This window comes from Streptococcus koreensis (assembly GCF_003627135.1).
GTDB classification, from domain to species: Bacteria; Bacillota; Bacilli; order Lactobacillales; family Streptococcaceae; genus Streptococcus; species Streptococcus ilei.
Genome location: NZ_CP032620.1, coordinates 1,645,129 through 1,669,771 on the forward strand (window position 1 = coordinate 1,645,129; position 24,643 = coordinate 1,669,771).

Here is a 24,643-nt window from a genome sequence, read left to right on the forward strand (position 1 = left end):
ATGACTTATTCATGTACTCTATTTTACACCATTCCATGAGAATTTCAAGTGGAGTTTGCAATTTTCTGAAAATTTATCAATCAAGAAAGCCAGCTACAAAAGAGCTGACTTTTATCTTATTTAATTCTAGCAGTAAAGACTTCTTGATCAGAAATTTGATCATTGACAAAGGAACCATTGCTGGTTCGTTCTGACAAACTAAGTTGGGTAACATCCACTTCTGTCACCTGTCCTGTTGTCGAGGTAATTTGAAGGATTTGATCCTGCTCTCCTACTTCCTCCTGGCTCGTAAAGAGATCAAAATCTCCTTGGTCCGTGAAGACTGGACCTGCCTTGAAGACGCGGTGTGGTTTAGACTTCAGCTCACGTAAGACTTGTAGTCCACGTTTAGCCCGGCTGGTCACAGGAATATCGTCTTGTGACATCCGTTTGAGACTACCTCGTTGGGTCAGAATGTACATACTTGGTGTTGTCGATTTAAAGACTGCTACCACCTGATCCCCGTCTTTGAGGTTAATGGCTTTAACTCCTGCTGCTTTAGCCCCGACCACTGGGACTTCCTCAATATTGAAGCGTAAGCCATAACCATTTTTGGTAATGACCATGATGTCCTCGAGGACAACTGGTGCAACCGCTACGATACGGTCCTCTTGGTCCTTCAACTTAGCATACTTGGTTGATTTGGAGCGATAGGTCCGCCATGGGCTCAATTCCTTGCGTTCAAAGCGCTTGATTTGTCCCTGTTGGGTAGCTGCGAAGTAGGTCACGCCCTCAAACTGATCCACAATCTCTGCAAAAATAATTTCTTCTTCCTGCTCGAAATTGGTCAAGGTCTGACTGAGGTGTTCTCCGATATCCTTCCACTTGGTATCTGCCAATTCATGAACAGGTCGATAAATGGCATTTCCTAAATTGGTAAAGAGCAAGAGATGCTGGGTAGTCTTAGCAGGCTCTACAAAAATCAATTCATCATCGTCCCGCTTACCGACTTCTTCCACCGTTGATGCATTGAAAGAACGAGGAGAGGTTCGTTTGATATAACCAGCACGAGTCACGCTAACGAAGGTCTCCTCTTCAACAATCAGACTGGCTGTATCAATCTCGATCGTCTTAGCAGTGTCTTGCAACTCACTGCGACGCGGATTGCCAAAGAGCTTCTTAACTTCACGCAATTCCTTCTTCATGAGATTGAACATGGTCCGTTCATCCCCAATGATAGCTGCCAAGGTCGCGATTTGCTCCTTGAGGTTAGCATGCTCTTCTTCCAAGGTCACGATATCCGTATTGGTCAAGCGGTACAATTGCAAGGTAACAATGGCTTCTGCTTGTTCTTCTGTGAAATCGTAGCTGACTTTGAGGTTTTCCTTGGCATCTGCCTTGTTATCAGAAGCACGGATCAGAGCGATGACTTCATCGAGTATAGAAATCACGCGGATCAAGCCCTCTACAATGTGGAGGCGTCGTTCCGCCTTTTCCTTGTCAAAGCGAGAGCGAGCGACTATGATATCCCGACGGTGAGCAATGTAGCTAGACAAAATCGGAACAATTCCCACTTGACGAGGAGTATAGTTGTCAATCGCCACCATATTGAAGTTGTAGTTGACCTGCAAATCTGTGTACTTGAACAAGTAGTTCAAGATCAAATCTGCATTGGCATCTTTCTTTAACTCAATGGCAATCCGAAGACCATCCCGGTCAGACTCATCCCGAACTTCAGCAATACCGGCCACCTTGTTGTTAACGCGAACATCGTCAATCTTCTTGACCAAGACAGCCTTATTGATTTCATAAGGGATCTCAGTGACGATGATTTGTTGCTTGCCGCCTTTGAGTTGCTCTATTTCTGTCTTAGAACGAACAACCACCCGTCCCTTACCTGTTTCATAGGCTTTCTTGATCTCATCGCGACCTTGAATAATGGCACCTGTCGGGAAATCAGGCCCAGGCAAAAATTCCATGAGTTTGTCTACCTTGGCAGATGGATGGTCAATCATGTAGACCACGGCATCGATGACTTCAGCAAGGTTATGAGGCGGAATATCTGTCGCGTAACCAGCTGAAATCCCTGTAGCCCCATTGACCAAAAGGTTTGGAAAGGCTGCAGGCAAAACAGTTGGCTCTTTTTCTGTATCATCAAAGTTCCAGGCAAACGGAACTGTGTTCTTTTCGATATCTTGAAGGAGATAACCAGCAATTTCAGATAGACGGGCTTCAGTATAACGCATGGCAGCCGGTGGATCACCGTCCATTGAACCATTGTTACCGTGCATTTCGACTAGAATTTCACGGTTTTTCCAGTCTTGAGACATACGGACCATGGCATCATAGATGGAACTATCCCCGTGAGGGTGGAAATTCCCCATGATATTTCCGACAGACTTAGCAGATTTCCGGTAGCCCTTGTCATGGGTATTCCCGTCCTTATTCATAGAATAAAGAATCCGCCGTTGAACAGGTTTCAAGCCATCCCGAATATCAGGAAGAGCCCGTTCTTGAATAATGTATTTGGAGTAGCGACCAAAGCGCTCTCCCATGATGTCCTCCAGGGACATGATTTGAATATTACTCATATAAGATACAAAGGGACGTTTCGGCTTGCCGAAAATTTCTGTAGAAAAAAAGGAAATCGATGCAGGGGCCATGAACCCAAAGCGATTTATCTTTTTTCCTAGGAAATTAGTCCTGTGTTCAGTTACTACAAGTAACCAAACGATCCTTTCTGTAGTTTTTAATACGTTGTTAAATGATGGAATTATGAGCTTTACACACCTTTAGGGCGTGTTCAACTCCTTTCAAAGAATGTTGAGTAGATTTTTTAGAAAAAGGAATTCAGTTACATTCTGAAACCAAACAATCCTTTCTGTAGTTTTAAGTGTTTAAAATAGATGATTGAATCAATGATTCGACAGTTTCTCCTCAGCATAAACCGTCATCTTCTTAGCCTCTATGTGATTGTAGGCAAACCCCATCTTTTTTGCCAATTTTTGCGCTTCACAATTGAATAGCTTCATGGTAGAAAACAAAGACTGAGTGACCTTCTCTAAACTAGATAAATCAAGCAGATTAGAGAACTCCTTCTCTTGCTCCGCTGGTAGATATTGAAAGAGATACTTGTAGTTCTTTCCAATGTCTACGGTACCTCGAGCACTTACTACCTGCCAAGCCAAGACCTTCAAGAGTTCTTGCTGGCAAATGCCATAGAGGTGATCAGTCGCATAGATCAGCTGATTTCTTCGAATCCCTTTGACGACATAAGTCGATACCCACCAAAATTCATTGCAGGATGCTGCAAATTCCTCTTCGGAGGGTGGAGCGATCCAGTATCGCTTGGCATTAGGCTGATAGGCTTCAAACAAACCTTTTTCGTCTTTTAGCACTCTGAAACCTACCTCGCTGTCCACCCACTCTTGGATGTATTCCTTGGGACAGAGGGTCAAATCTATGCGATTGCCATCTTCAAAAAACATGAGGTAGAGACGGCGGTGTCCCAGAGTAACCTCTTGCTCGATGATACGTTTGCCGAACTGGTCCAGCCAAGAAAGGTCGGCTATCAGACCATCCAAATCCTCCACGATATAGACTACATCATAGTCTTGTAACTCGTCCTTGGGAGCCTTTGGGTTTGTCCGCGAGCCGGACATGGCGACTGCATCGACCTGTAGCACTTTTGCGGTTTGCAAAATCACATCAAACATCTCAGTTTCAGTTCTCATGGGAATACCTGCCTTTTTAGTGGAAACTCTTGATTCTGTAGAGGACATGTCTATAAAGCAGACTGTCTGCTGGAACTTTTTCATTATCAAATTCTTTGACCAATTCCATGCTCAATTTTTGCATGACTTTTTGCGAAAGTTGATTGAGTAAGGATGTAAAAGAGTAAACTTATGACAAGCTAGCTTGCTGAAAAACAAAGTCTAGACAGGCTTGGGCAGCCTCCGTCGCATAACCATCTCGGCTAGTTCAAGCGAATCTGTCAGACCCAGTTTGTTGTCAAGAGTCATTGGCTGTCTCCTTTCATTCAGATTTTCTAAATCCTGTGCCAACAGGCTTAAAACTTATTGCCCGATAAAATCCATCTGCTTCAGATATTAATTCAATCCGTGTCAAAGGATATTTTTTGTGGATCTCCTCAATCAGCTGCTGTCCCAGTCCTTTTCTGCGGTGGGATTTATCAATAATTATTTCAGCTAAAAAGGTCGTCAGCACTTCATCCGTCAGATAACGGGAAAAGCCAAGGATTTTCTGGTCCTCTTCAAGCACCAAGTAATGAGACAGATTTGTTGAAAATAGAGATCTCACTTTTTCCTCTGTAAAAGAAAGCCATTTTTCACTTTGATAAAGGCTATAAATAGCTTGACAATCTTTTCTGCTTGCAGGTCTGATAATCATCTTCTATTCCTCCAATCTATAATCTCCTAAATTTTTTTATTTTAACTTTAATTCCTTTTTTACCTTTCCTGATTTTCTGAAAAGTTTTTTTGCTTTAAAACTGCTCGCAAGAAAAATAAACGTTCGTCTTTTACTCAAAAAAACACTCGCCGGATTCTCTGCCAAACAGAATTTGCTCTAAAGCACTCCGTCAGAAAAACTGGCGACTTCACTTTAGCCCTAGTAAGCTTGTCAGAAATTCAAATGATAGGTTAGTTTATATTATAGTGATTTCGACAAAATGAAAATCTAAATAAGTTTTAGAGCATCTTCTAAAGTTTTTGCCCCCTTTTCAAATTGTATCCTTTTTTCTCTTATTTCTTGGTCAGAAAAATAAATTCCTTTGTATTCCGAACGTCTAACAACAGGATAGAAATAATTCTTATTCCTTGAGCGATTGATTAATTTTTGATTTTTCAAATAATCAAAAATTACTTGTTGCTGATTTTCTGAAAACATAAATATTTCATCTTTTGAAATATCACCTGGTAATTGTTCAATATCTAAGGCGTTTGTATCTACACCCAGAAATTTTTGAGCTCTTCCTATATGACTAAAAATAGCATTTTTTTCTTGACCCAGTACGAGGTAAAATATTCTTTCTCCCTCATCGTTTTTTACTATATCTGAATTATCTTTAAAGATATTTTCAAAACAATCTTTATAAACTTCTTCGTATCCTTCAAGATAAAATTTACGATAGCTAACATATCCCTCGTAATCTGAAGGTAATTTAGACAAATTAAAATCTACATCAAAATTTGGTATAAAGACATGAATTTCCTCCAAATCATTTTCCAAAGAAGGAATTCTCTTGCGGATAATGGGTTTTAAAAATATTTCTGTTCCAATAGGGTATTTAGAGTCTTTGCTATAAAAAACAGCTTTTACTTCATAAAAAATTTCTTCAATATCAGCATTAAAATAGTCAGTGACTAAATTTTCATAATAAGCCTGACTTCTTCTATTGACGAACGAACTAGATTCTTTATTCGCAACACTAAATTGTAGAAATATGTTCTTCTCTTTGCTATTTATAATATCTTTGGCACTACTATATTTATCATTGCATGAATAATCAGAAATAAAACTATAAAATTGTTTACCTAGAATATGCCCCGAGTGAAAAAAATATTGTCCATCTAACTTCTTAGGATTATACTGCCCTTCTAATATATTAGGAGAGTTTAGCTTAGAAACATTTTTATTTTTTTGTGATTTGAGTACGCAAGACCAGCCTCTTCTAAAGAATTTAAATTTTTCTCCTTTAACACTCGATATATCGCTCACATCATCTTTTGCTATTTTAAAGTAACATCCCGATTCACAAAATTCTAACCTAATAGAAAGTGGTTCTCTATCAATAGAAGCCAATCTAGACAATCTCTCATTTAATCCACTATTTTCTAATAAATAGACCAATTCGTCTTTATCTTTCAATCCAATCCTAGTCAGAACATCTGATTCTTTCATAAGAGTTCCCCTTTTCACAGTGCAAAACTCTAATTTTGAATGTATTTCAAAATTATATTGTAATTTTTGTTATTTTTTTCTTTTAAATGACTGCTACGAGAATTATTTATTTCTTGCTCAGGATATGAAATCGGAGGGCCATTATATTTAAATAATTTATGAAACTCATCCTCTTCGCCAACATACACCGGAATATCATAAAAGAGTTCTCCTTCATTATCTTGATACTGATCTCCGGTAATATCAACAATTATATCTTCATAGGCAACTAACCAAGCATGAGAATCCCCTTCCCATCCATAACCATATTCTCCAGAAACATATAATGATTCAATTCCTTGTTCATATAAAAACCTCTGAAGGTAGTCACTTACAAAATTGCAACATCCCTTAGGAAAATTCACTAGGTTATAATCAATAATCTCTTTTGTCTGAATTGCTTTTTCAATAGCTTTTCTATATCTCATAGCTATTTCTTTCAATTCGTTTATCATAATTTGTTTATTTTGCATCGTTCAAAACGCACCACTCTCCTCAAGCGTAAACTTAACGTTATCTTCGATCCATTGACGACGTGGTGCAGCCTTATCTCCCATTAGGACCGATACCCGACGTTCTGCACGCGCTAAGTCATCAATGGTGACACGAATCAAGGTGCGGGTTTCTGGGTTCATGGTGGTTTCCCAAAGTTGGTCCGCATTCATTTCCCCCAATCCTTTGTAACGTTGGAGGGTTGCCCCACGGCCAAAGGTCCGACGCAGGTCTTCCAATTCACTATCTGTCCAAGCATAGGCCACTTCTTCTTTCTTCCCTTTGCCTTTAGACATCTTATAAAGAGGAGGCATGGCAATATAAACACGTCCTGCTTCAACCAAGGGACGCATATAGCGATAGAAGAAAGTTAGGAGCAAGGTCTGAATGTGTGCCCCATCCGTATCCGCATCGGTCATGATGATGATCTTGTCATAGTTGGCATCTTCAATAGTAAAGTCAGCCCCAACTCCAGCACCGATAGTATAGATCATAGTGTTGATTTCCTCGTTTTTGAGGATATCGCTCATATTGGCCTTCTCAGTATTGAGAACCTTCCCTCGAAGCGGAAGAATGGCCTGAAACTTACGATCCCGACCTTGCTTGGCCGATCCACCGGCTGAGTCTCCTTCGACAAGATAGAGTTCATTCTTAGCTGCATTCTTGGACTGGGCAGGTGTCAATTTTCCAGATAAGAGCCCCTTGTCCTTCTTGTTCTTCTTGCCATTTCGACTCTCATCACGCGCCTTCCGAGCTGCTTCACGCGCATCTCGAGCCTTGATAGCCTTGCGAATCAGATTGGAAGCTAATTCCCCATTTTCCATGAGGAAGAAGGTCAACTTATCAGCGACAATCCCGTCAACAACAGGACGAGCCAAAGGACTTCCTAGTTTGTCCTTGGTTTGCCCTTCAAATTGCAAATGGGCCTCTGGAACCAAGATCGAAAGAACAGCGGAAAGACCTTCACGATAGTCTGATCCCTCTAGGTTCTTGTCTTTTTCTTTGAGAAGTCCTGTTTTTCTTGCATAGTCGTTCATAGCCTTGGTAATGGCTGTCTTGAGTCCTGTCTCGTGGGTTCCCCCATCCTTAGTGCGGACATTATTAACAAAGGACAAGATATTGTCGGAATAGCCATCATTGTATTGGAGAGCGACTTCTACTTGGAAGCCTTCTGATTCTCCATTAAAGTAAAGAACCGGCGTCAAGGTTTCCTTATCTTCATTTAAGTACTCAACGAAATCCTGAACCCCATTCTCGTAATGGAAGGCCACATAGTTGTCTTCTTCCTTACGTAGGTCTGTCAGCGTCAGAGTCACGTCTTTAAGCAAGAAGGCTGATTCTTTGATCCGTTCTGCAATGGTATTAAACTTGAAATCCGTCGTTGAGAAAATAGTTGGATCCGGCATGAAAGTAACCTTAGTCCCAGTCTTCGACTTAGGGGCCGTTCCTATCTTCTCAAGAGTGGTAACAGGCTTACCGCCATCTTCAAAGCGTTGCTTGTAGACCGCTCCATCACGAGTGATCTCAACCTCAAGCCAGCTAGAGAGAGCATTCACGACGGAAGATCCCACCCCATGGAGACCACCAGAGGTCTTATAGCCACCTTGACCAAACTTCCCACCTGCGTGAAGGACCGTAAAGATAACCTCAACGGTTGGTTTGCCCATGGCATGCATCCCTGTCGGCATCCCCCGACCCTGGTCAGCTACAGATAGGGACCCGTCTTTATTGATGGTAACGTCAATTTGAGAACCAAAACCTGATAGAGCTTCATCGACTGCATTGTCGACAATTTCCCAGACCAAATGGTGAAGACCATTTCCATCTGTCGATCCAATATACATCCCTGGACGTTTACGGACCGCATCCAACCCTTCTAGTACCTGAATGGCATCGTCATTGTAATTATTAATGTTGATTTCCTTTTTAGACACAAGGAACCTCCTGTTTGTTCATCTTTTCTATATTACAGCTTTTTAGGAAATTTTGCAAAATTTTTCTTTCTTCCCTCCCTTTCAGTAGCCCATTTAAGTGCGATTAGCTTTAACCGACTATCCGATGTGACAGTTATGGACAAAAATTTCTTTTTCATTCAAAGTAATTTTGATATAATGAAACTATGATGAAAACAATTCTTTTACTCGTATTAGCCTACTTATTAGGCTCTATCCCTTCTGGTTTGTGGATTGGGAAAGCCTTCTTTAACATCAATCTACGCGAACACGGTTCTGGAAATACAGGGACCACCAATACCTTCCGCATTTTAGGGACGAAGGCAGGTCTGGTCGTCTTTGCTGTTGATTTCCTCAAGGGAACCTTAGCTGTTTTATTGCCGACCATTTTTGGGGTTTCAGGAATTTCTCCTATGGTCTTTGGTCTTTTAGCGGTCCTTGGGCACACCTTCCCGATTTTTGCAGGCTTTAAAGGAGGCAAGGCAGTAGCGACCAGTGCAGGGGTCCTCATCGGCTTCTCCCCTCTCTTTCTATTTATCTTAGCTATTTATTTCTTTACTAGCCTCTATTTGACAAGTATGATTTCCTTTTCAAGTGTGACGGTCGCTATTCTGGCCAGTATCGGAGTCCTCATCCTCCCACTGACTGGTTGGATTCTCCCAAGCTACGATCTGATTTTCACCATCGTCGTCCTCGCACTGGCGACCTTGATTATCATCCGCCACAAGGACAACATCAAACGAATCCTTAACAAGAATGAAAACATCGTCACTTGGGGCAAAAACATCACCCATCAAAAACAAAAAGGGGAGTAGGACAGAACGAATTTTGAATAAAAATCGTTCGTTGGCCCACCCCCGCAAGGCTGATTAGGTCATCTTTGGAGCTTAAAAGGCGAACAAAGATGCCAATCAGCTACTGCGTCTTGCAGTTATAACTATCATATATAAGAGACTGGACACTTTATGCCCAGCCTCTTTTTTATGTTCAATAATAGAAGGTTTTTAGAAGAAAGCAAAGAGGAGTCTCCCCTCCACTTCTTCTATAACTTCACTTTCAAGAGTCTCTCTATTTCTTGATAAAGAATCTTTGTTGGCTGGTAGCCTTTGCTTTTCTGAGCAAGAGCCTTTAAGTGTGACCAATCTTCTCGAGAAACCAATTCATTAAATAAGCGCAAGACTTCAGATTCCGTCTTTTTACGAGAAACTAATCCTACTTGGAATAACTCAGCCCGAACCGCATTGTCAAACTGGTCATAGTCCTGGGGCAAAATCAGACTTGGAATGCCCTGCTCAATACAACCCATCAGGATCCCTGCACCTGCATGATGAATAGCAAAATCCATCTGTTCCAAAACATCTGAATAAGGGAGGTAATCAAAGATCAGAAGATTCTCCGACAAGATTCTTGGTGGATGCTCCAAACCACTAGAGTCGCCTAAGGTTACGTAAAAGACATAGTCAGGATATTCTTGGCTCAAAAGCTTTGACAACTCCACCATCCGCTCTTTTTCCCATTTTAAATGAGTCCCGCAAGTGATGAAGATACGCTTTTTAGAGGTCGTAAGATACTGCTTCTGTTCTTGGGGAAGTCGATCAAAAGATAGACAGCGATAACCAACCCATTTGACCTGGGGTGGAAAATCGTCTCGAAACTCCAACTCTTTCATGCCTAGAGCTAAGATTGAGTAGGGAGAGTAAACTGCTTCTGTACCATCTTCACGGTACAATTTGAAGTCCGCTAGGGTAACGAGATTCTTCTTAACTAGCGCAAGTCCAACTTTCTTTGCCAGACGAATGACCTTCCTGCCCATTGCATCTCTCCACTTGTAGAAGATACCCTGGTGTGGTTTCCAGCCACCTAGATAAGCAGGGGTAGTCGTGCGACTCTCAATCGCCACTGGACTTGGAATGGTCGTAATCCAGGGGATTTCCAAACGATCTGCTAACATACCAGCAGGAGCTGCTACAAAATCTGCAATAACCAAGTCTGGTTTTCCCTCAGAGTTCAAAATTCGATTTATTTCGTCGAAAACTTCAGGGAGCAGTTTGCTATTGGCCATTAATTGTTGGTACATGATAAATAGATTTGCTTGCTTTGACGTATTCGCTATATCTTCCATCACTGTCGGACGATCAGGAAACAAGGCAAGGCAGTCAAAACCAATCCGCTCAACCAATGACTTTTTCTGAAAACCTGTAATAACACGGATCTGAAAACGCGGATCCTCCAGCAAGGGTTTCACCAGGGTCAAGGTTGGAAACAAATGGCCACTAAAGGGGACGCTAATCACATCGATTTTTATCACTTTTTCTAATCCAGTCATAGATGATTCCTTTCACATCTTCTCTGTACTCATAGCTATAATGATCCGTATCCACTTGAATATCCGCTGAGTGGCGATCCAGAATACGTGAATAAGGATCTTTCTTTCCTTTGATGACCAGTAGCTCTAGTTCTTTTTGATTTAAGAGAAGATGGGAAACCGGGCCAAGCGCTATCACACGCAATCTTGGAAGGGTGACCTGATTGCCTAAACTTCTGAGCCACTGGGTCAGCATATTGACACCTGAACTCTTACAAACAAGAACTACTTCCTGCGCTTCCAACAAGGGAGACAAGTGCTCCTGTAACAACTTTTGGAAACGAAGGTTCAAAATCGTATGCCAATAGTAGATGATATTGGATGCAGAAGCTGACAAGAGGGATACTTGTGGAGACTTTATATGTTCAAAATCTTGATTGAAGGGGAAATTACTGGCTACTACTGAATAGCCAGATGGACAAATAGCATGGAGGAGATCTAGTTGTCCAGCTGTCAGCCCAGCACAAGTGATATCACTGCTCCCACTAAGAAAGAGGACCAAGCGATCAGAGTCTAGCATGGTCTGATCAAGAGACAAAGCAGACAAACGGTCTAGATAGGACTTCATCTTACTCATAACGAATCCTTCCATCTGTCACACGAATCTTCCGCCCCCGCCAATTAATCACAGGAGGAGTCACTAGAACATAGACAAAGAGCCAAGGAAGCAGGAAATCACTCAGCACTTCGTAGGCGACTTCATCCAAGTGTAGGCGATTGGATAGAATGCTTTGTCGATAGAGGAGCATCCATACTGCCTTGAATAGTAGTAAACTCAAGCCTAGAAGAAGATAAGGCCAACCTAAAAACAGACTTAGGATGAAGCCTGTAAAAGGCATAAAACTAGGTAAACCAATGAGACAAAAGACCTTCCAGTCCATGTGTTCTTTGAGATAGATAGAGCTAAAGAGAAGCCATCGCTTCATCTGGAGCAGGTATTGCTTGGCATCCTTGATAGTGGTTCGAACATTGCAGGTGACCCGTGTTTGGACAATGGATACTCCTTTACTCCTTAAAAAATCGGCCACAGCTAAATCATCACATAGATAATCCTTAATCGCTGTGAAGAGCCCCTGCTCTTTTGCAAGTTCTACCGGTAGGATATAAAACATCCCGTTGATGGAGTGATTCGCCTCAACTTCTGCCATAGTAAAATAGGTAATAAAGGAATTGCCATTGACGAATGCTGCAACCAGCTTGGACCAGAAATTACTTCTTTCTTGGTTATAGGGAATACCTGTCAGAATGGCCTCTTGACCCAGATAGGTAGTCAGCTCACCCATTTTTGAAAAATCAATCACACTATCATCGTCCAAAACAATCAGATAAGGCCGGGTCAGCTCCTCTACAACCTGCTCAATCTTGTAACTCTTGGGATTAATCCCCTGAGGGACGTCTTCGATGAGAAAGATTCGAATGCGTTGGGCAAAGGAAGCATCTTGGCAAATCTGATCTGCTACTCGCTGGGCTTCTGTATCAGACTGGTCAATCAACCAGTAGAATTCCACTGCTTCTGTTTGCTGGAGATTGGCCCGCAAATCACTCTCTAAACGAGGATCCCCAGAGAGGATGGGTTGGACCACTGTAAAAAGCTCTTCTGGGAAGTCCGCAAGATGAGACTGACCTTTTTTATAATAAATGAAGGACAGCAACCAACGGATGAGAAATAAGAGAAGATAAGCAACGCCTAAAAATATAAATAAAAATTTCATCTAGTAAGTCCCTTTCGTAAATACCGTGCAAGGAGACGAATGATCCATCTTTGGGGAAGCAGACGACCTAGCAAAACGAGCAAGCGATAGCGAAGGCCGATAACAGCATAGGAAGTATCTCTTTCTATGAATCGAATCAACTGCTGAGCGACTTTCTCAGGCTTCATCTGCAAGCGACCGCCACCCAATGCTTCTACTAGTTTGGGAGGAAGAATAGCTGTTTGGACTGGTCCAAGAATATAGAGACCTAGCTGAATCGGTGAATCTGATTGCTTCAGTTCCTCCTGGAGAGCAAGAGTGTAGGTCTGCAAGGCAGCCTTACTGGCACTGTAGGCTGCTAAATAGGGATGAGGAAAAAGAGCAGCCAGAGATGACAGCTGGACCAAGTGGATCTTCTGATTCTTCTTCACCACCTGCTTGATTAGTTGGACTGGAGCATGGTAGTTGACTTGCCAGAGGTCTTGCTCACTAGCTGATTCAAGGTCACATCCTATGGAAAAATAGGCTAGTCCCGCACAATTGACAAGAAGATCTGCATCTAGGTTCTCTACAAAAGCTTCTAGGGCTACTTGATCTAGCATATCTAACGTTAGGATTGACAGTTGCGCCTTGCTCCCAGTTAGTTCCTTTTGAACTTGGGAGAGTTTGTCAGCATCGCGACCCACTAAGACCAGATGCTCCAGACTTCTTGCCAGTTCTTTCGCTAGCTGCCGGCCAATCCCTCCTGTAGCTCCTAAAATGATTGCTTTTTTTATAGTATCTTCTATCTTCATAGCTCTAGTGTACCAAATTTCGATTAGATAGAAAACTCCTACTTCTATTCTTCCACCTTAAGGTACAATCCATACCTTTAAACAATGAGAATGTCACTTTAAATCATTGAAGTAAGGATTGAAATAGTTTATAATAGCTTGAATACAAAATAATTGAGGGGTTTTTATGAAATTCTATTCCTACGACTATGTACTGAGTCAGATTAGCCAGCAAAATTGGGTCATGGTGATCATGTCCATTCTCTTAGTGTTGGTAACGGCTTTTTTCGCATTTAAGGCATATAAGGATAAACGTGGAAGTAAGTTCCGTGAATTGTCTATTATTTCTGTCTTAATCTTAGTAGCCGTTGTTTTGATTGGCATTTCAAATTTTCAAAACAATCAGTCTAATGACAATCAATTCCGCTCTTCCCTATACTTTATCGAAGTTGTTTCAAAAGAATTAGGTGTAGATAAAGAAGATGTCTATGTCAATACTTCGGATACGACCGACGGAGCTATTATCAAGGTAGACAAGCAATTCTATCGTGCGATTAGCGGAACAGACCCAGATAGCTATTTACTTGAAAAAATGGACTTATATAAAACAGATGTAGAACTGGTGGAGGTTGAAAAATGATAAGCTTTTTTGCTACAATTGCAATTAAATTGGCCTTGGGGCTTCTTTCTCTTGTTTTTGTTATTAACGTAACAGGAAAAGGAAATTTAGCGCCAAGTTCTGCAGTAGACCAAATACAGAACTTTGTTCTCGGGGGTATTATCGGCGGGGTCATCTACAATAGCTCGATTACCATCCTTCAATATGTCGTCATCCTCATCATCTGGACGATTTTGATTCTGTCACTCAAATGTCTTAATACCAATGTTTACTTCATCAAACATCTGATTGATGGAAAACCAACTATTATCATAAAAAACGGAAAATTAGATCCAGAAGCTTGTCGCTCAAAAGGCCTTTCTGCTTCTGACGTCGCTCTTAAGTTGCGCTCTCAAGGGGTCTTCCAATTGAAAGAAGTCAAAAGAGCCGTCATCGAACAAAATGGCCAACTCATAATCGTTCGAATGGGAGATGAAAATCCCAAATACCCAATCATTACAGATGGTGTAGTCCAAGTAGAAATCTTAGAGTACATCGGTAAAACTGAAGAATGGCTTATGGCCGAACTGAATAAAAAAGGATTTGAAAATGTCGATGACATCTTTATCGCTGAGTACGACAAGGGTGAGATTAATGTCGTGACTTATTAAAGTTGGAAATCAGCTATTCGATAAAATAGACAAGTAAAAGGTCGTTACGAACTGTAACGACCTTTTTTCTATCTTTTAATAGTACTCCCCTTGGCGGTAGTTCCAAGAGTTGAAATGATCAGATAAGTGCATCATGATCTTGTCGATATCCAATCCCTTACGGATCACGACTGGGCAAGTATTGACAGAACGGCTACCTGCTCCTTGTTCTGGGATGAGTTTTCCTTCTGCATCAACCATAGAAACCATCACTCCTTGTTCATAGCGAGTTTCAATAGTCTTGTCTGGTTGGATAGAGGCTACATAATCATCGGCTTCGATGACCAAATCCACGGCACCTTCGATTCGCTCTCCGATTCCCTCGACTTTCCCACGATTTCCTTTACCAGATGGGTTAGCTGAAGAGGCATAAACCATTTTGCCTTCTTTTTCCCACATTTCTTTGGCGATTTGCTCACCAGCTTTACCGAATTTGATGACAAAACAGCTGGTTCCACGAACATCTGTCATGAGTTCTTCACGTCCATCGCCGAAGGCTTGTAATTTGGCATAGGCATCTTCACGCCAAGGAAGGATACAACCAAGCAAGATATCTTCATCCCAATGTTTTTGGTAGAAGGCTTCGATTTCAGGATTCAATTGCGCAAGGGCACGAAGTTCATCCATACTTCCGCAAAGAACGACACCTGGTTTGTTGCGGTTACGTTCTTTGGCTTCAAACTTGCGTTCCAAGCCAGCCTTGTCGCTGGTCATGATGATGTAGCCGACTTTGGTAGGGCAGACGATACAACCACCCTCGCCTTTAAGAATGTCAAATCCTTCTTGTGAAAGTGTTCCGTCCCATTGAATGTGTTTTGTCATAAATTTCGTCCTCTTCTATTTCTTTTTTTCTATTCTATCAAAATTCCAAAAAAGCTTCAATATATTTTCTGAAAATTCTTAATTAACTATACAATTTTTATTGCCAATAGGCGGGCCGTTGCTTTTCATAAGCGGTGATCAAGTCTTCGTACTGAAGTGTAATCCCAATATCATCCAAACCATTGAGCAATTTGTGCTTCCAATCCCCATCGATCTCAAAGCTAAACTCTCCTACAGGCGAGATAATCTTCTGCTCTTCCAAATCCACTGTGACTGGATCTGTCGGCTTCAAGCTTGCCAATTTTTGACGAACCTCTAGCGGTTGGACAATCGGAAGCATGCCATTATTGAGCTCATTATTGTAATGGATATCTCCGAAGGATCCGGCGATGACGACTTTAAAGCCATAATCAGCCAAGGCCCAGGCTGCATGTTCCCGAGAGGAACCTGCCCCAAAATTGTCACCAGTGATCAAAATGGTTGCCTTGCGGTATTCCAGCTTATTAAAGATAAATGTTGGATCCTCGGTGTATTGATCATCCAAATAGCGCCAAGCATACATGAGGTATTTGCCAAAGCCTTTTTTATCAATCAGCTTTAAGAATTGCTTGGGGAGGATTTGGTCGGTATCGATATTATCGTTCATTAAGGGAACGGTTGTCCCCGTATAAATGGTAAATTTCTCCATGATTCCTCCTTTACTGGACTTCGGGCATTTGGCGCACATCAACAAAGCGTCCTGCTATTGCCGCTGCAGCTGCCATAGCAGGGCTACAGAGATGGGTCTTGGCCCCAAACCCTTGGCGGTCTTCAAAATTTCGGTTGCTGGTAGAGGCACAGTGGACCCCATCTGGAACCTTATCTGGATTCATTCCTAGACACATAGAGCAACCTGGATCACGCCATTCAAAGCCTGCATCTATAAAGATCTTGTCCAAGCCTAACTTTTCAGCAGCCTGCTTAACCGGACGAGAACCAGGTACGACAATGGCTGTTAAGTTGGGCGCAATCTTTTTGCCTTTCACAAACTTGGCTGCCAACTCCAAATCGCTGAGACGCGCGTTGGTACAAGATCCGATAAAGATATAGCCTAATTCAATGTCTGCTGGTTTTTGGCCAGGTTCTAGATCCATATAATGATAGGCCCGCTCATCATTCATGTCACGAATCTCTGGAAAGGAAGTTTCAAAGTCCACTCCCATGGAAGGATTGGTCCCCCAAGTCACCATCGGAGCTAAGTCAGATACATCCATACGGATGACATTGTCATATACGGCATCGTCATCACTGACCAAGGTCTTCCAGTCCGCTACTGCAGCTTCAAAATCTTGTGGCACACATTCACGACCTTCTAGGTAATCAAAGGTCTTTTGGTCTGGATTCATGATTCCCATCTTAGATCCAAATTCAATGGACATATTGCAGATGGTCATCCGCTCTTCCATGGTCAAGCGATCAATCGCTTCGCCCCGATACTCTACGACATAGCCAACGCCGCAGGCAACACCGTAACGCGCTATCAAAGCTAGGATGTAATCCTTTGAATAGATCCCTTTTTGCGGGGTTCCGGTGAATTCGACCAACATCTTCTTGGGTTTGACCTGCCAGATGGTCTGGGTGGCAAAGACATGCTCTACCTCACTGGTTCCAATTCCAAAGGCAATTGCACCGAAAGCGCCATGGGTTGCGGTATGGCTGTCTCCACAGACAATGAACTTTCCAGGCTGAGTTCGTCCAGTTTCAGGGCCCACCATATGAACGATTCCTTGTTTTTCTGAACCGTGAGCCGCATGATCAATTCCAAAATCTTTAACGTTTTCAGCTAATTTATCAATCTGAGCCTTGGAAATCACATCCCGGATATCATAAATGTTAACCGTTGGGACATTGTGGTCAAAGGTTCCAAAGGTTAAATCTGGCCGTCGAACCTTGCGTCCTGCATCCCGTAATCCCTGAAAGGCTTGGGGACTGGTGACCTCGTGGATATAGTGTTGGTCCACATACATGAGTTGGGGCTGGCCTTGCTCACCGGTCACTACATGCCGTTCCCAGATTTTATCAAAAATTGATTTTCCTGCCATCCTTACCTCCATAAAGCGTAGAGTGTGTATAGGGTGAGAAGCGTTCCTAAGAGCCAGGTAACTTTAAAATACCATTTCTGTGTTTTGTGATGAAAGAGGAGCCCTCCAGTCCAAGCCCCTAGCCCCCCAACTGCAAAAGCATAAAAGAGCAAGGTCTTTTCTGGTATCCGCCAGTCATTTCGTTTAGCCTTTTCCTTATCAACTCCGTAGAGGATCCCTACGAAGAGATTCCATAGAAGGATCAAGCCCGTAATCATTCCTTTTACACTCATAATCGTTTTATAATTTCTTCTGTCATTTCTTTTGTCGAAGCTCTGCCTCCTAGGTCTCTAGTAAAGATCCCTGCAGCAAGAGTCGCCTCTACGGCTTCTTCAATTCGTCTAGCGTCTTCTTCTCGATCAAAACTTTCTCGCATCATCATGGCAACAGAGAGGATCATCGAGACTGGATTCGCCACTTCTTGACCCGCAATATCTGGAGCTGATCCATGAATAGGCTCATACATACTTGGCCCTGACTCTGAATGGCTAGCCGACGGCATGACGCCAAGAGTTCCAGACAAGACACTGGACTCATCTGAAAGGATATCTCCAAAGAGATTTTCCGTCACGATAACATCGAAGCGTGAAGGATTGGTAATCATGAGCATGGCTGCTGAGTCTACCAACTGGTGCTCCAAGGTCACATCCGGGAAATCTTGAGCCACTCGATCTGCCACTTTTCTCCAAAGCTTGGAGGTTGCGAGGACATTTTGCTTATCAATACTGGTGACTTTCTTGCGACGTCCACGCGCAATCTCAAAAGCCTTACGTACGATACGCTCCACTTCTTCAAGAGAGTAGTCATTGATATCCCGTGCTTGATCTTCTTCTAAGATATGATCTCCAAAGTAAATCCCGCCTGTAAGCTCACGAACCACTACGAAATCCACACCTTGAATGCGATCCTCCTTCAAAGGTGACAAGTGCTTGAGGGCATCATAGATTTTAACCGGACGAATGTTGGCATAAAGGTTGAGCTCCTTACGAAGAGCCAACAAACCTTGCTCCGGACGTATCGGTGCTTGGTCATACTGGGGACTTCCGATAGCTGCTAAGAGAATAGCATCAGCTTCCTTGCTAGCTTCTAGAGTAGAAGCTGGTAGAGGATGACCAGCCGCATCAATCCCTGCTCCACCAAATGGATGCGCTTGGACTGAATAGTCAAAATTGGTTTTTTCTGCCACTGCTTTCAGTACGGACAGGCCAGCCTCCATGATCTCTGGTCCAATCCCGTCTCCAGCAAGGGCGACAATCTTCTTCGTCATAGTGTTCTCCTTTAGGCATCTGGCAAATCACGATAGGATACAATGTGGCCGATCTCTCCAGCATTCTCTTTTTGGACCAAAGTATTGGCATTGATATAGGCAATCGCTGAGGCCTTCAATACGTCAAAGTCTAAACCAGAAGCGTTAAAGATGGTATCTGTCGCTTCATTCTCAACAGTAACCAGTACACGCGCTTGGGCATCAATCCCATCTGTCACCGCATCAATGCTATAAGAAGTCAGACGAACTTCTTGGTGGAAGAATTGATCAATAGCGTTAAAGATTGCTTCCACTGAACCTTGACCTTTGGCAAGGTATTCAAGAATTTCACCATCTTCATTTTTCAGGCTGACTGTTGCAGTGATACTTTCATCTTCGTTCGTTGTGAGGCGAAGATCATCAAAGTGGAAGCCTTCTGGATTTTCCACTGCTGTACCGGCAACAAGGGCGCGGATATCAGCGTCTGTAATCTCGTGTTTCTTGTCTGCCAGAGATTTGAACTTCGCAAACAATGGCTGGATGTCTTCTTCTGTGAATTCCAATCCCAACTCATGCAGTTTTTCGACAAAGGCGTGCCGCCCTGACAATTTCCCAAGAGGAAGGCTATTGCTCTTGACACCCACCAACTCAGGCGTGATGATTTCATAGGTAAGAGGATTTTTAAGAACGCCGTCTTGGTGAATCCCAGACTCGTGTGAGAAGGCATTGCCACCAACAACTGCCTTGTTTTTAGGAATTGGAATACCAGAGTAACGAGAGACCAACTCAGAAGTGTTGATGGTTTCATTGAGCACAATCGGACTGTCAACCTGGTAATAGTCTTCCCGGATATTGAGGGCAACCGCCACTTCTTCAAGCGCAGCATTTCCAGCCCGTTCACCGATTCCATTGATGGTTCCTTCGACACGACCAGCTCCATTCTTGACAGCGGCGAGGCTATTAGCAACTGCCATCCCTAGATCATCATGGCAATGAGGAGAATAGATGATCTCGCGGTCTGTTTTGACATGGTCAATCAAGTATTTGAAAATCGCGCCATATTCTGCTGGTGTCGTGAAGCCGACCGTATCAGGAATATTGATATAGCTAGCCCCTGCATCGACTGCAGTTTGAACGACTTGCAAGAGGAAATCCAATTCCGTCCGAGTCGCATCTTCCGGTGAGAACTCCACAATCTCAAACTTAGAACGTGCGTAAGAGACGTGCTCTTTGATAGCCTCAAGAATTTCTTCCTTGGTCTTGTTGAGTTTAAACTCCCGGTGAATCGGACTGGTTGCGATAAAGACGTGAACTTGCGGATACTTAGCATCTTTCAAGGCTTCATAACAAGCATCAATATCGGATTTGACCGAGCGAGCCAAACCCGTCACAGCAGTCTTGGTCAAGGTCTTTGCAATTTCCTGCACAGCTGTGAAAGAATCGGGACTGGCTGCTGGAAAACCTGCTTCGATAGCAGAAATGCCCCACTTCTCCAATTGCTTGGCAATGGCAATCTTTTCTTTGATGGAGAAATTGACTCCAGGAGTCTGTTCGCCATCCCGAAGACTGGTATCTAAAAATTCAACTTTACGCATAGGGTCTCCTCTTTTCTAAACATAGTGAATAAAATAAAAACATCTCGCCAGTTACCTAAGCGAGATGTTTTGTTACTCCCGCTTGGTAAGCCAAACAGGACTAATGCTTTTGCACTAGCCCGAATACCTCAACAACAAAGCAAATTGAATAAACTTAGCTGTTTTCATGTTTGACTTTTCTCCTTTGTCTGATGTCTTGTTTAGTATTTTAGCACAGGGAAAATTGAATGTCAAGAATTTTCTATAATATTCTGAATTTTTTGAATAGAAGCAAAATAAAGGCGAAAGCCTCTTTTTGCTTTCGCCTCTTATTCTTATTTTTTTCTGTAGAGATCAAAGATGATTTGATCATTGTATAGATCAATGGTATTTGCTTTGACATAAAAATTCATCTCATTTTTGATCTTGGCAAGCTCGATCTTTATCGTCGCCTCTTTGCTATCAATGGTTACAAAGTCAGGTAAATCCTTGTTTGTAGATAGCATCTGCATCACGGTCTTCTTAGGAAGTTTCAAGGTCCCAACTGAAAAATCCTTGAGAGTCAAGAGGATGCTCCCATCCTCTAGCTTACTCGGCTGGAAATAGATATAGAGGGGGTACTCCTTTCCTAAAAAGTTCAGTTTCCCCTCCAGTAACATCTGTTGATTGTCTGCATAAAGTTGATAATCACTCAAATGATAACTTTTCAGCATGACCTTGATGGTTTCATTAAGTTGAGCTCTTGTCGTTGTCATACTGCCAATCTTAACATCTCCTTTTTGGTTAGGAGTCTGTAGTTGACGGACATCCTCTCGAACCGTTGAGAAGCGAGTCCATACGACTAGACTGGTTGCTAATAAGAAACTGACCAAGCTAAGAAAGAGCCATTTCCAGATATTTATCGGGGTTTTCTCTCGTCTCTCCTTAAAATGAGGCCCTGTGGTTGGTGGCTTGACCTTCTTTTCACTCAAACCATTTTTTCTTAGTTGCATGTATTTTCTCCAGTACGGCTTCTTTCATAATTTCATATCCTGTATTATTGGGATGAAAACTATCCTCGTCATACAAGGCATCGTTGGTCACAGTTTCTTTTCCTAATTCGTTCTCTGTCACCCCACTCTTACCATCAATGCCCTTATAGAGAAGGTCGTTGATCGGAACAAAATAGACGCCCTGATAAGCAGAGAGGGTCTCCTCCGTTCTTTGGTTCCATTGATCCACAAGCGTCTGCAATTCCGTTAAATCGGGGAAGTTGAGATACAAGGGATTATAGATCCCCACTACGTAAATAGGCAAATCAGGATTGTCTTTGCGGGCCAATTCGATGATCTGTTTAAGATTTTTCACGTAAGTCTTAGACGGCTTATCAAAGCGATCCAGATCTAAGTTGCTGGTATCCTCAAGAATGGCCTTTCGCAGATCATTGCCCCCGACAGTGATGGTCAGTAACTGAGCCTGCTTCAAATCCTTTCGAATCTCCTTTTTCTCCTGCATACGTGTCAAAATTTGACTGCTGGTATTGCCAGCTACACCATAGTTAATCGCTTTGAATTCAAGACCTGTTTCATTGGTCAAACTCTGAGCAAGAAGAGGAACAAAGCCTCCTTGATTGGTGCTATCTCCTACGCCTTTCGTCAAAGAATCCCCAATCGCTACATAGGTGACTGTCTTTTTTGGGGCGCTTGCTGATGGTTTGGTCATCACTGGTTCTGCCGAAGGAAGGAGCCAATTGACCAGAAAAAAGCAGACCAGAAAAGTGACCAAACAATACAAGATCATTTCTAGTATTTTTCTACTATTCATATACTCCTCATTCGTCCAGCCTTTAATTTAGATTTCTTGATTGTCTTTTAGTTCCGTTCAGGCTTGGTAGACAATGTTCCCCTGGCAGATGGTATAAGCTACCTGTCCCTTGAGGGATTCTCCAACAAATGGGGAATTGGCTGCCTTAGAGGCAAAATGATCAGATACCAAACGGTCAGCCTCTGGGTCAAAGATCACAATATCTGCTGGTCCACCAACTTCTAAATAGCCTGCTTCAAAGTGATAGAGTTTTGCAGGATTATAAGTCATTTTTTCTAAGAGCTCCATTAAACTAAGCTCTCCAGCGTGAACCAAATAGGTCAAACCAAGCGATAGAGAGGTTTCTAATCCTGTCATGCCGGAAGGAGCTTTGGTGATATCGGCCACGTTCTTTTCATCCGCATGATGAGGCGCGTGGTCCGTTGCAATCACAGAAATAACTCCTGACTTCAAGCCTTCGATCACTGCACGGCGATCCTCTTCCCGACGAAGGGGAGGATTCATCTTGGCATTGCTTCCCTTAGACAGCAAAAGATCTTCTGTCTTAGAGAAATGCTGAGGAGCTACTTCTGCTGTGACTGGAGCGCCGATTGCTTGAGCAAACTCAACTACCTTCACACTCTCAGCTTTAGAAAGGTGCTGGATGTGGAGGTGACCACCTGTCGCATGAGCAATCATGGCATCACGCGCTGCCATAGAGTATTCAGCTACACCTGTCGCTCCACAAACCTTGAAGTGTTCTCGGGCAATGTGCTCATTGAGTCCCAGAATGCCATTCAATTCTGGATCTTCTTCATGCAGACTAATAAAGGTACCTAGACGCTTGGCTTCTTCCAAAGCTTGACGCACTACTTTGGTACTTTGCAAAGGTATCCCATCATCAGAGAAACCGACAGCCCCAGCTTGTAACAAGCCTTCAAAGTCGGTCAAATGTTGGCCATCAAAGTTCTTGGTAACCGTCGCAACTGTCTTGACATGAATGGCTTCCTTGGCAGCAGAATCCAAGACTTCATTTAAGGTCTCGACATCCGAAATAGTTTGAGTGGTATTGGCCATCATGACAACTGTCGTAAAACCACCCGCTGCGGCTGCCAGAGCTCCGGTGTGAATATCTTCCTTGTGGGTCTGACCAGGTTCACGGAAGTGAACATGAATGTCCACTAAACCTGGCGCTACCACCTTGCCACTTGCATCAATGACTTGGGCTTGCTCGTAAGAAAGAGATGGGCCTATTTCAACAATTTTACCCTGATCTACCAAGAGATCACACACTTGATCCAAACCAGTTTTTGGATCCATGACACGACCATTTTTAATGACTAACATCTTCTACTCCTTTATTCATAGAAATCGACATGGGTCTCTAGTAAGCGATCCCCATCATAGCGAAACATTGCTGAAAAGAAGGGTCTATCTTCCAAGAGCCACTCGACAAAGGTGTGGTCCCCTTCCCAAGTAGGTTTTGAGAGGACTTGATCATAAGGCACCCACTCCAATGTCCCTTCGTTACACTCGATGAGCTCTCCTTCAAAATCGGTCACCTTAAAGACATAGGTGTACCAGTCCAGATCTGGAGTAAATTCAGGGAAGGTGATAATCCCTTTTAAAACTGGTTTAGCTTTCAGGCCCGTCTCTTCAAGGATTTCCCTAGCAGCACACTCTTGAGGAGTTTCTCCGCGTTCTAATTTTCCACCAACTCCAATCCATTTGCCTTCATGGACATCATTGGGCTTTTTATTGCGATGCAACATGAGAAATTCTTTCCCATTGTCGATATAACAAATCGTTGCTAATTGTGGCATTTCTTTCTCCTATCTTAACCAATCAATCGGCTCGCGTCCTGCATCTTCCAAAAATTGATTGGTTTTTGAAAAGGGCTGGGAACCAAAGAATCCTCGGTAGGCCGATAAGGGACTTGGATGAGCTGATTCAAGGACCAAATGTCGATCGTGGGTAATCAGAGGCTTTTTCTTACGAGCGTAAGATCCCCAGAGGATAAAGACTACTGGCTCCTCCAACTCATTGACCACCTTGATCACAGCATCTGTAAACGGCTCCCAAATTTTTCCAGCATGGCCATTGGCCTGCCCAGCAGGCACCGTCAAGCAGGCATTGAGCAAGAGCACCCCTTGTTCAGCCCAAGTAGTCAGATCATGCGACCGCTTCTCACCAATGTCTGAGCGCAATTCTTTAAGAATATTTTGCAAAGAAGGCGGTGCTGGTACATAATCTGGGACAGAAAAACTTAAGCCTTGTGCTTGATCCGGTCCATGGTAGGGATCTTGGCCTAAGATCAAGACCTTGACCTGATCCATCTCCGTTGTCTGCAAGGCCTTAAAGACCTTATCACGCGGTGGATAGACCACTCCTTGGCTATAGACCTCATTCATAAAGTCATTGATCTGATGAAAATACCCTTCCGGAAGATGGGATTTGATGGCTTCGTGCCAGGGGGAATGTTGCATGGAAACTCTCCGCTATCCAATAAATTCTTACCTTTCATTATACCACATTTGACAGAGATCCACTGGATAAAAAAGAGGCTGGACAAGTTTAT

At 42.9% G+C, this 24,643-nt stretch carries 24 protein-coding genes and 1 pseudogene; 3 read left to right on the forward strand and 22 right to left on the reverse strand.

The window, feature by feature from the left end; genetic code table 11:
- Positions 1–116 precede the first annotated feature (116 nt).
- The 7 genes and pseudogenes from parC to parE all read right to left on the reverse strand — a co-directional run bounded on the left by parC (position 117) and on the right by parE (position 8,366).
- Positions 117–2,570 carry a DNA topoisomerase IV subunit A gene (gene parC, locus D7D50_RS08260; RefSeq protein ID WP_120702352.1) on the reverse strand — a complete coding sequence of 818 codons (2,454 nt, stop codon included), beginning with the start codon at positions 2,568–2,570 and terminating at the stop codon, positions 117–119.
- A gap of 324 nt (positions 2,571–2,894) precedes the next feature.
- Entirely contained in the window at positions 2,895–3,713 is an 819-nt protein-coding gene (locus D7D50_RS08265) for an aminoglycoside 6-adenylyltransferase (protein WP_120701962.1), read from the reverse strand.
- A gap of 16 nt (positions 3,714–3,729) precedes the next feature.
- Positions 3,730–3,948: pseudogene (locus D7D50_RS10260) on the reverse strand (GNAT family N-acetyltransferase); the annotation flags it as partial.
- A gap of 66 nt (positions 3,949–4,014) precedes the next feature.
- Positions 4,015–4,389, reverse strand: a complete 375-nt coding sequence (locus D7D50_RS08270; protein WP_120701963.1) for a GNAT family N-acetyltransferase — start codon at positions 4,387–4,389, stop codon at positions 4,015–4,017.
- A 288-nt stretch (positions 4,390–4,677) separates the two neighbouring features.
- A complete protein-coding gene (locus tag D7D50_RS08275; protein WP_120701964.1) occupies positions 4,678–5,901 on the reverse strand; it encodes a hypothetical protein in 1,224 nt (407 codons plus the stop codon).
- A gap of 29 nt (positions 5,902–5,930) precedes the next feature.
- Positions 5,931–6,413 (reverse strand): hypothetical protein, encoded by a 483-nt coding sequence (locus tag D7D50_RS08280; RefSeq protein WP_120701965.1) that lies wholly within the window; start codon positions 6,411–6,413, stop codon positions 5,931–5,933.
- A gap of 3 nt (positions 6,414–6,416) precedes the next feature.
- Positions 6,417–8,366 carry a DNA topoisomerase IV subunit B gene (gene parE / locus D7D50_RS08285; protein ID WP_120701966.1) on the reverse strand — a complete coding sequence of 650 codons (1,950 nt, stop codon included), beginning with the start codon at positions 8,364–8,366 and terminating at the stop codon, positions 6,417–6,419.
- Positions 8,367–8,554: 188 nt separating this feature from the next.
- Here parE and plsY point away from each other — a divergent pair, with 188 nt between their 5' ends.
- Positions 8,555–9,199: a glycerol-3-phosphate 1-O-acyltransferase PlsY gene (plsY, locus tag D7D50_RS08290; protein ID WP_174705356.1), complete on the forward strand. Its 645-nt coding sequence runs from the start codon at positions 8,555–8,557 to the stop codon at positions 9,197–9,199.
- A gap of 227 nt (positions 9,200–9,426) precedes the next feature.
- Here plsY and D7D50_RS08295 read toward each other — a convergent pair whose 3' ends face one another.
- Genes D7D50_RS08295 through D7D50_RS08310 form a run of 4 tightly spaced genes read right to left on the reverse strand, consistent with a single transcriptional unit; the run spans position 9,427 to position 13,234 of the window.
- On the reverse strand, positions 9,427–10,710 hold the full coding sequence (locus D7D50_RS08295) for a glycosyltransferase (protein ID WP_120701968.1): 1,284 nt from the start codon (positions 10,708–10,710) through the stop codon (positions 9,427–9,429).
- On the reverse strand, positions 10,670–11,326 hold the full coding sequence (locus tag D7D50_RS08300) for a hypothetical protein (RefSeq protein ID WP_120701969.1): 657 nt from the start codon (positions 11,324–11,326) through the stop codon (positions 10,670–10,672). The genes D7D50_RS08295 and D7D50_RS08300 overlap by 41 nt, the downstream gene beginning before the upstream one ends.
- Positions 11,319–12,461, reverse strand: coding sequence for a glycosyltransferase family 2 protein (locus D7D50_RS08305; protein WP_120701970.1), 1,143 nt, complete (start codon positions 12,459–12,461; stop codon positions 11,319–11,321). Before D7D50_RS08305 ends, D7D50_RS08300 begins: the two co-directional genes overlap by 8 nt.
- Entirely contained in the window at positions 12,458–13,234 is a 777-nt protein-coding gene (locus D7D50_RS08310; protein ID WP_023026772.1) for an SDR family NAD(P)-dependent oxidoreductase, read from the reverse strand. The genes D7D50_RS08305 and D7D50_RS08310 overlap by 4 nt, the downstream gene beginning before the upstream one ends.
- 166 nt (positions 13,235–13,400) lie before the next feature.
- On the opposite strand from D7D50_RS08310, the gene D7D50_RS08315 reads away from it, so the two are divergent.
- Together D7D50_RS08315 and D7D50_RS08320 are read left to right on the forward strand one after the other, a co-directional pair.
- Positions 13,401–13,853 (forward strand): DUF3290 family protein, encoded by a 453-nt coding sequence (locus tag D7D50_RS08315; RefSeq protein ID WP_120701971.1) that lies wholly within the window; start codon positions 13,401–13,403, stop codon positions 13,851–13,853.
- A complete protein-coding gene (locus D7D50_RS08320) occupies positions 13,850–14,482 on the forward strand; it encodes a DUF421 domain-containing protein (protein WP_023026770.1) in 633 nt (210 codons plus the stop codon). The genes D7D50_RS08315 and D7D50_RS08320 overlap by 4 nt, the downstream gene beginning before the upstream one ends.
- Before the next feature lie 75 nt (positions 14,483–14,557).
- Here the strand turns inward: D7D50_RS08320 and D7D50_RS08325 are convergent, their stop codons facing one another.
- From D7D50_RS08325 to D7D50_RS08375, 11 genes are all read right to left on the reverse strand, one after another.
- A complete protein-coding gene (locus tag D7D50_RS08325; RefSeq protein ID WP_006596430.1) occupies positions 14,558–15,343 on the reverse strand; it encodes an L-threonylcarbamoyladenylate synthase in 786 nt (261 codons plus the stop codon).
- Positions 15,344–15,440: 97 nt separating this feature from the next.
- Positions 15,441–16,031 carry a 3-isopropylmalate dehydratase small subunit gene (gene leuD, locus D7D50_RS08330; RefSeq protein WP_120701972.1) on the reverse strand — a complete coding sequence of 197 codons (591 nt, stop codon included), beginning with the start codon at positions 16,029–16,031 and terminating at the stop codon, positions 15,441–15,443.
- A 10-nt stretch (positions 16,032–16,041) separates the two neighbouring features.
- Positions 16,042–17,424 (reverse strand): 3-isopropylmalate dehydratase large subunit, encoded by a 1,383-nt coding sequence (leuC, locus tag D7D50_RS08335; RefSeq protein WP_120701973.1) that lies wholly within the window; start codon positions 17,422–17,424, stop codon positions 16,042–16,044.
- A gap of 2 nt (positions 17,425–17,426) precedes the next feature.
- Complete coding sequence (locus D7D50_RS08340) at positions 17,427–17,696, reverse strand: DUF1294 domain-containing protein (protein ID WP_023026767.1); 270 nt, start codon at positions 17,694–17,696, stop codon at positions 17,427–17,429.
- The gene (leuB, locus tag D7D50_RS08345; RefSeq protein ID WP_120701974.1) at positions 17,693–18,730 is read right to left on the reverse strand and encodes a 3-isopropylmalate dehydrogenase; all 1,038 of its coding nucleotides are present in this window, start codon (positions 18,728–18,730) and stop codon (positions 17,693–17,695) included. The genes D7D50_RS08340 and leuB overlap by 4 nt, the downstream gene beginning before the upstream one ends.
- A gap of 11 nt (positions 18,731–18,741) precedes the next feature.
- Positions 18,742–20,304: a 2-isopropylmalate synthase gene (locus D7D50_RS08350; RefSeq protein WP_120701975.1), complete on the reverse strand. Its 1,563-nt coding sequence runs from the start codon at positions 20,302–20,304 to the stop codon at positions 18,742–18,744.
- A gap of 314 nt (positions 20,305–20,618) precedes the next feature.
- Complete coding sequence (locus D7D50_RS08355) at positions 20,619–21,275, reverse strand: YpmS family protein (protein WP_120701976.1); 657 nt, start codon at positions 21,273–21,275, stop codon at positions 20,619–20,621.
- Positions 21,247–22,086 (reverse strand): SGNH/GDSL hydrolase family protein, encoded by an 840-nt coding sequence (locus tag D7D50_RS08360; protein WP_023026763.1) that lies wholly within the window; start codon positions 22,084–22,086, stop codon positions 21,247–21,249. The genes D7D50_RS08355 and D7D50_RS08360 overlap by 29 nt, the downstream gene beginning before the upstream one ends.
- A gap of 57 nt (positions 22,087–22,143) precedes the next feature.
- A complete protein-coding gene (locus D7D50_RS08365; protein WP_120701977.1) occupies positions 22,144–23,412 on the reverse strand; it encodes a dihydroorotase in 1,269 nt (422 codons plus the stop codon).
- 11 nt (positions 23,413–23,423) lie between these two features.
- Complete coding sequence (locus D7D50_RS08370; RefSeq protein WP_023023099.1) at positions 23,424–23,888, reverse strand: NUDIX hydrolase; 465 nt, start codon at positions 23,886–23,888, stop codon at positions 23,424–23,426.
- A 9-nt stretch (positions 23,889–23,897) separates the two neighbouring features.
- A complete protein-coding gene (locus D7D50_RS08375) occupies positions 23,898–24,551 on the reverse strand; it encodes a uracil-DNA glycosylase (RefSeq protein ID WP_023026761.1) in 654 nt (217 codons plus the stop codon).
- Positions 24,552–24,643: the final 92 nt, after the last annotated feature.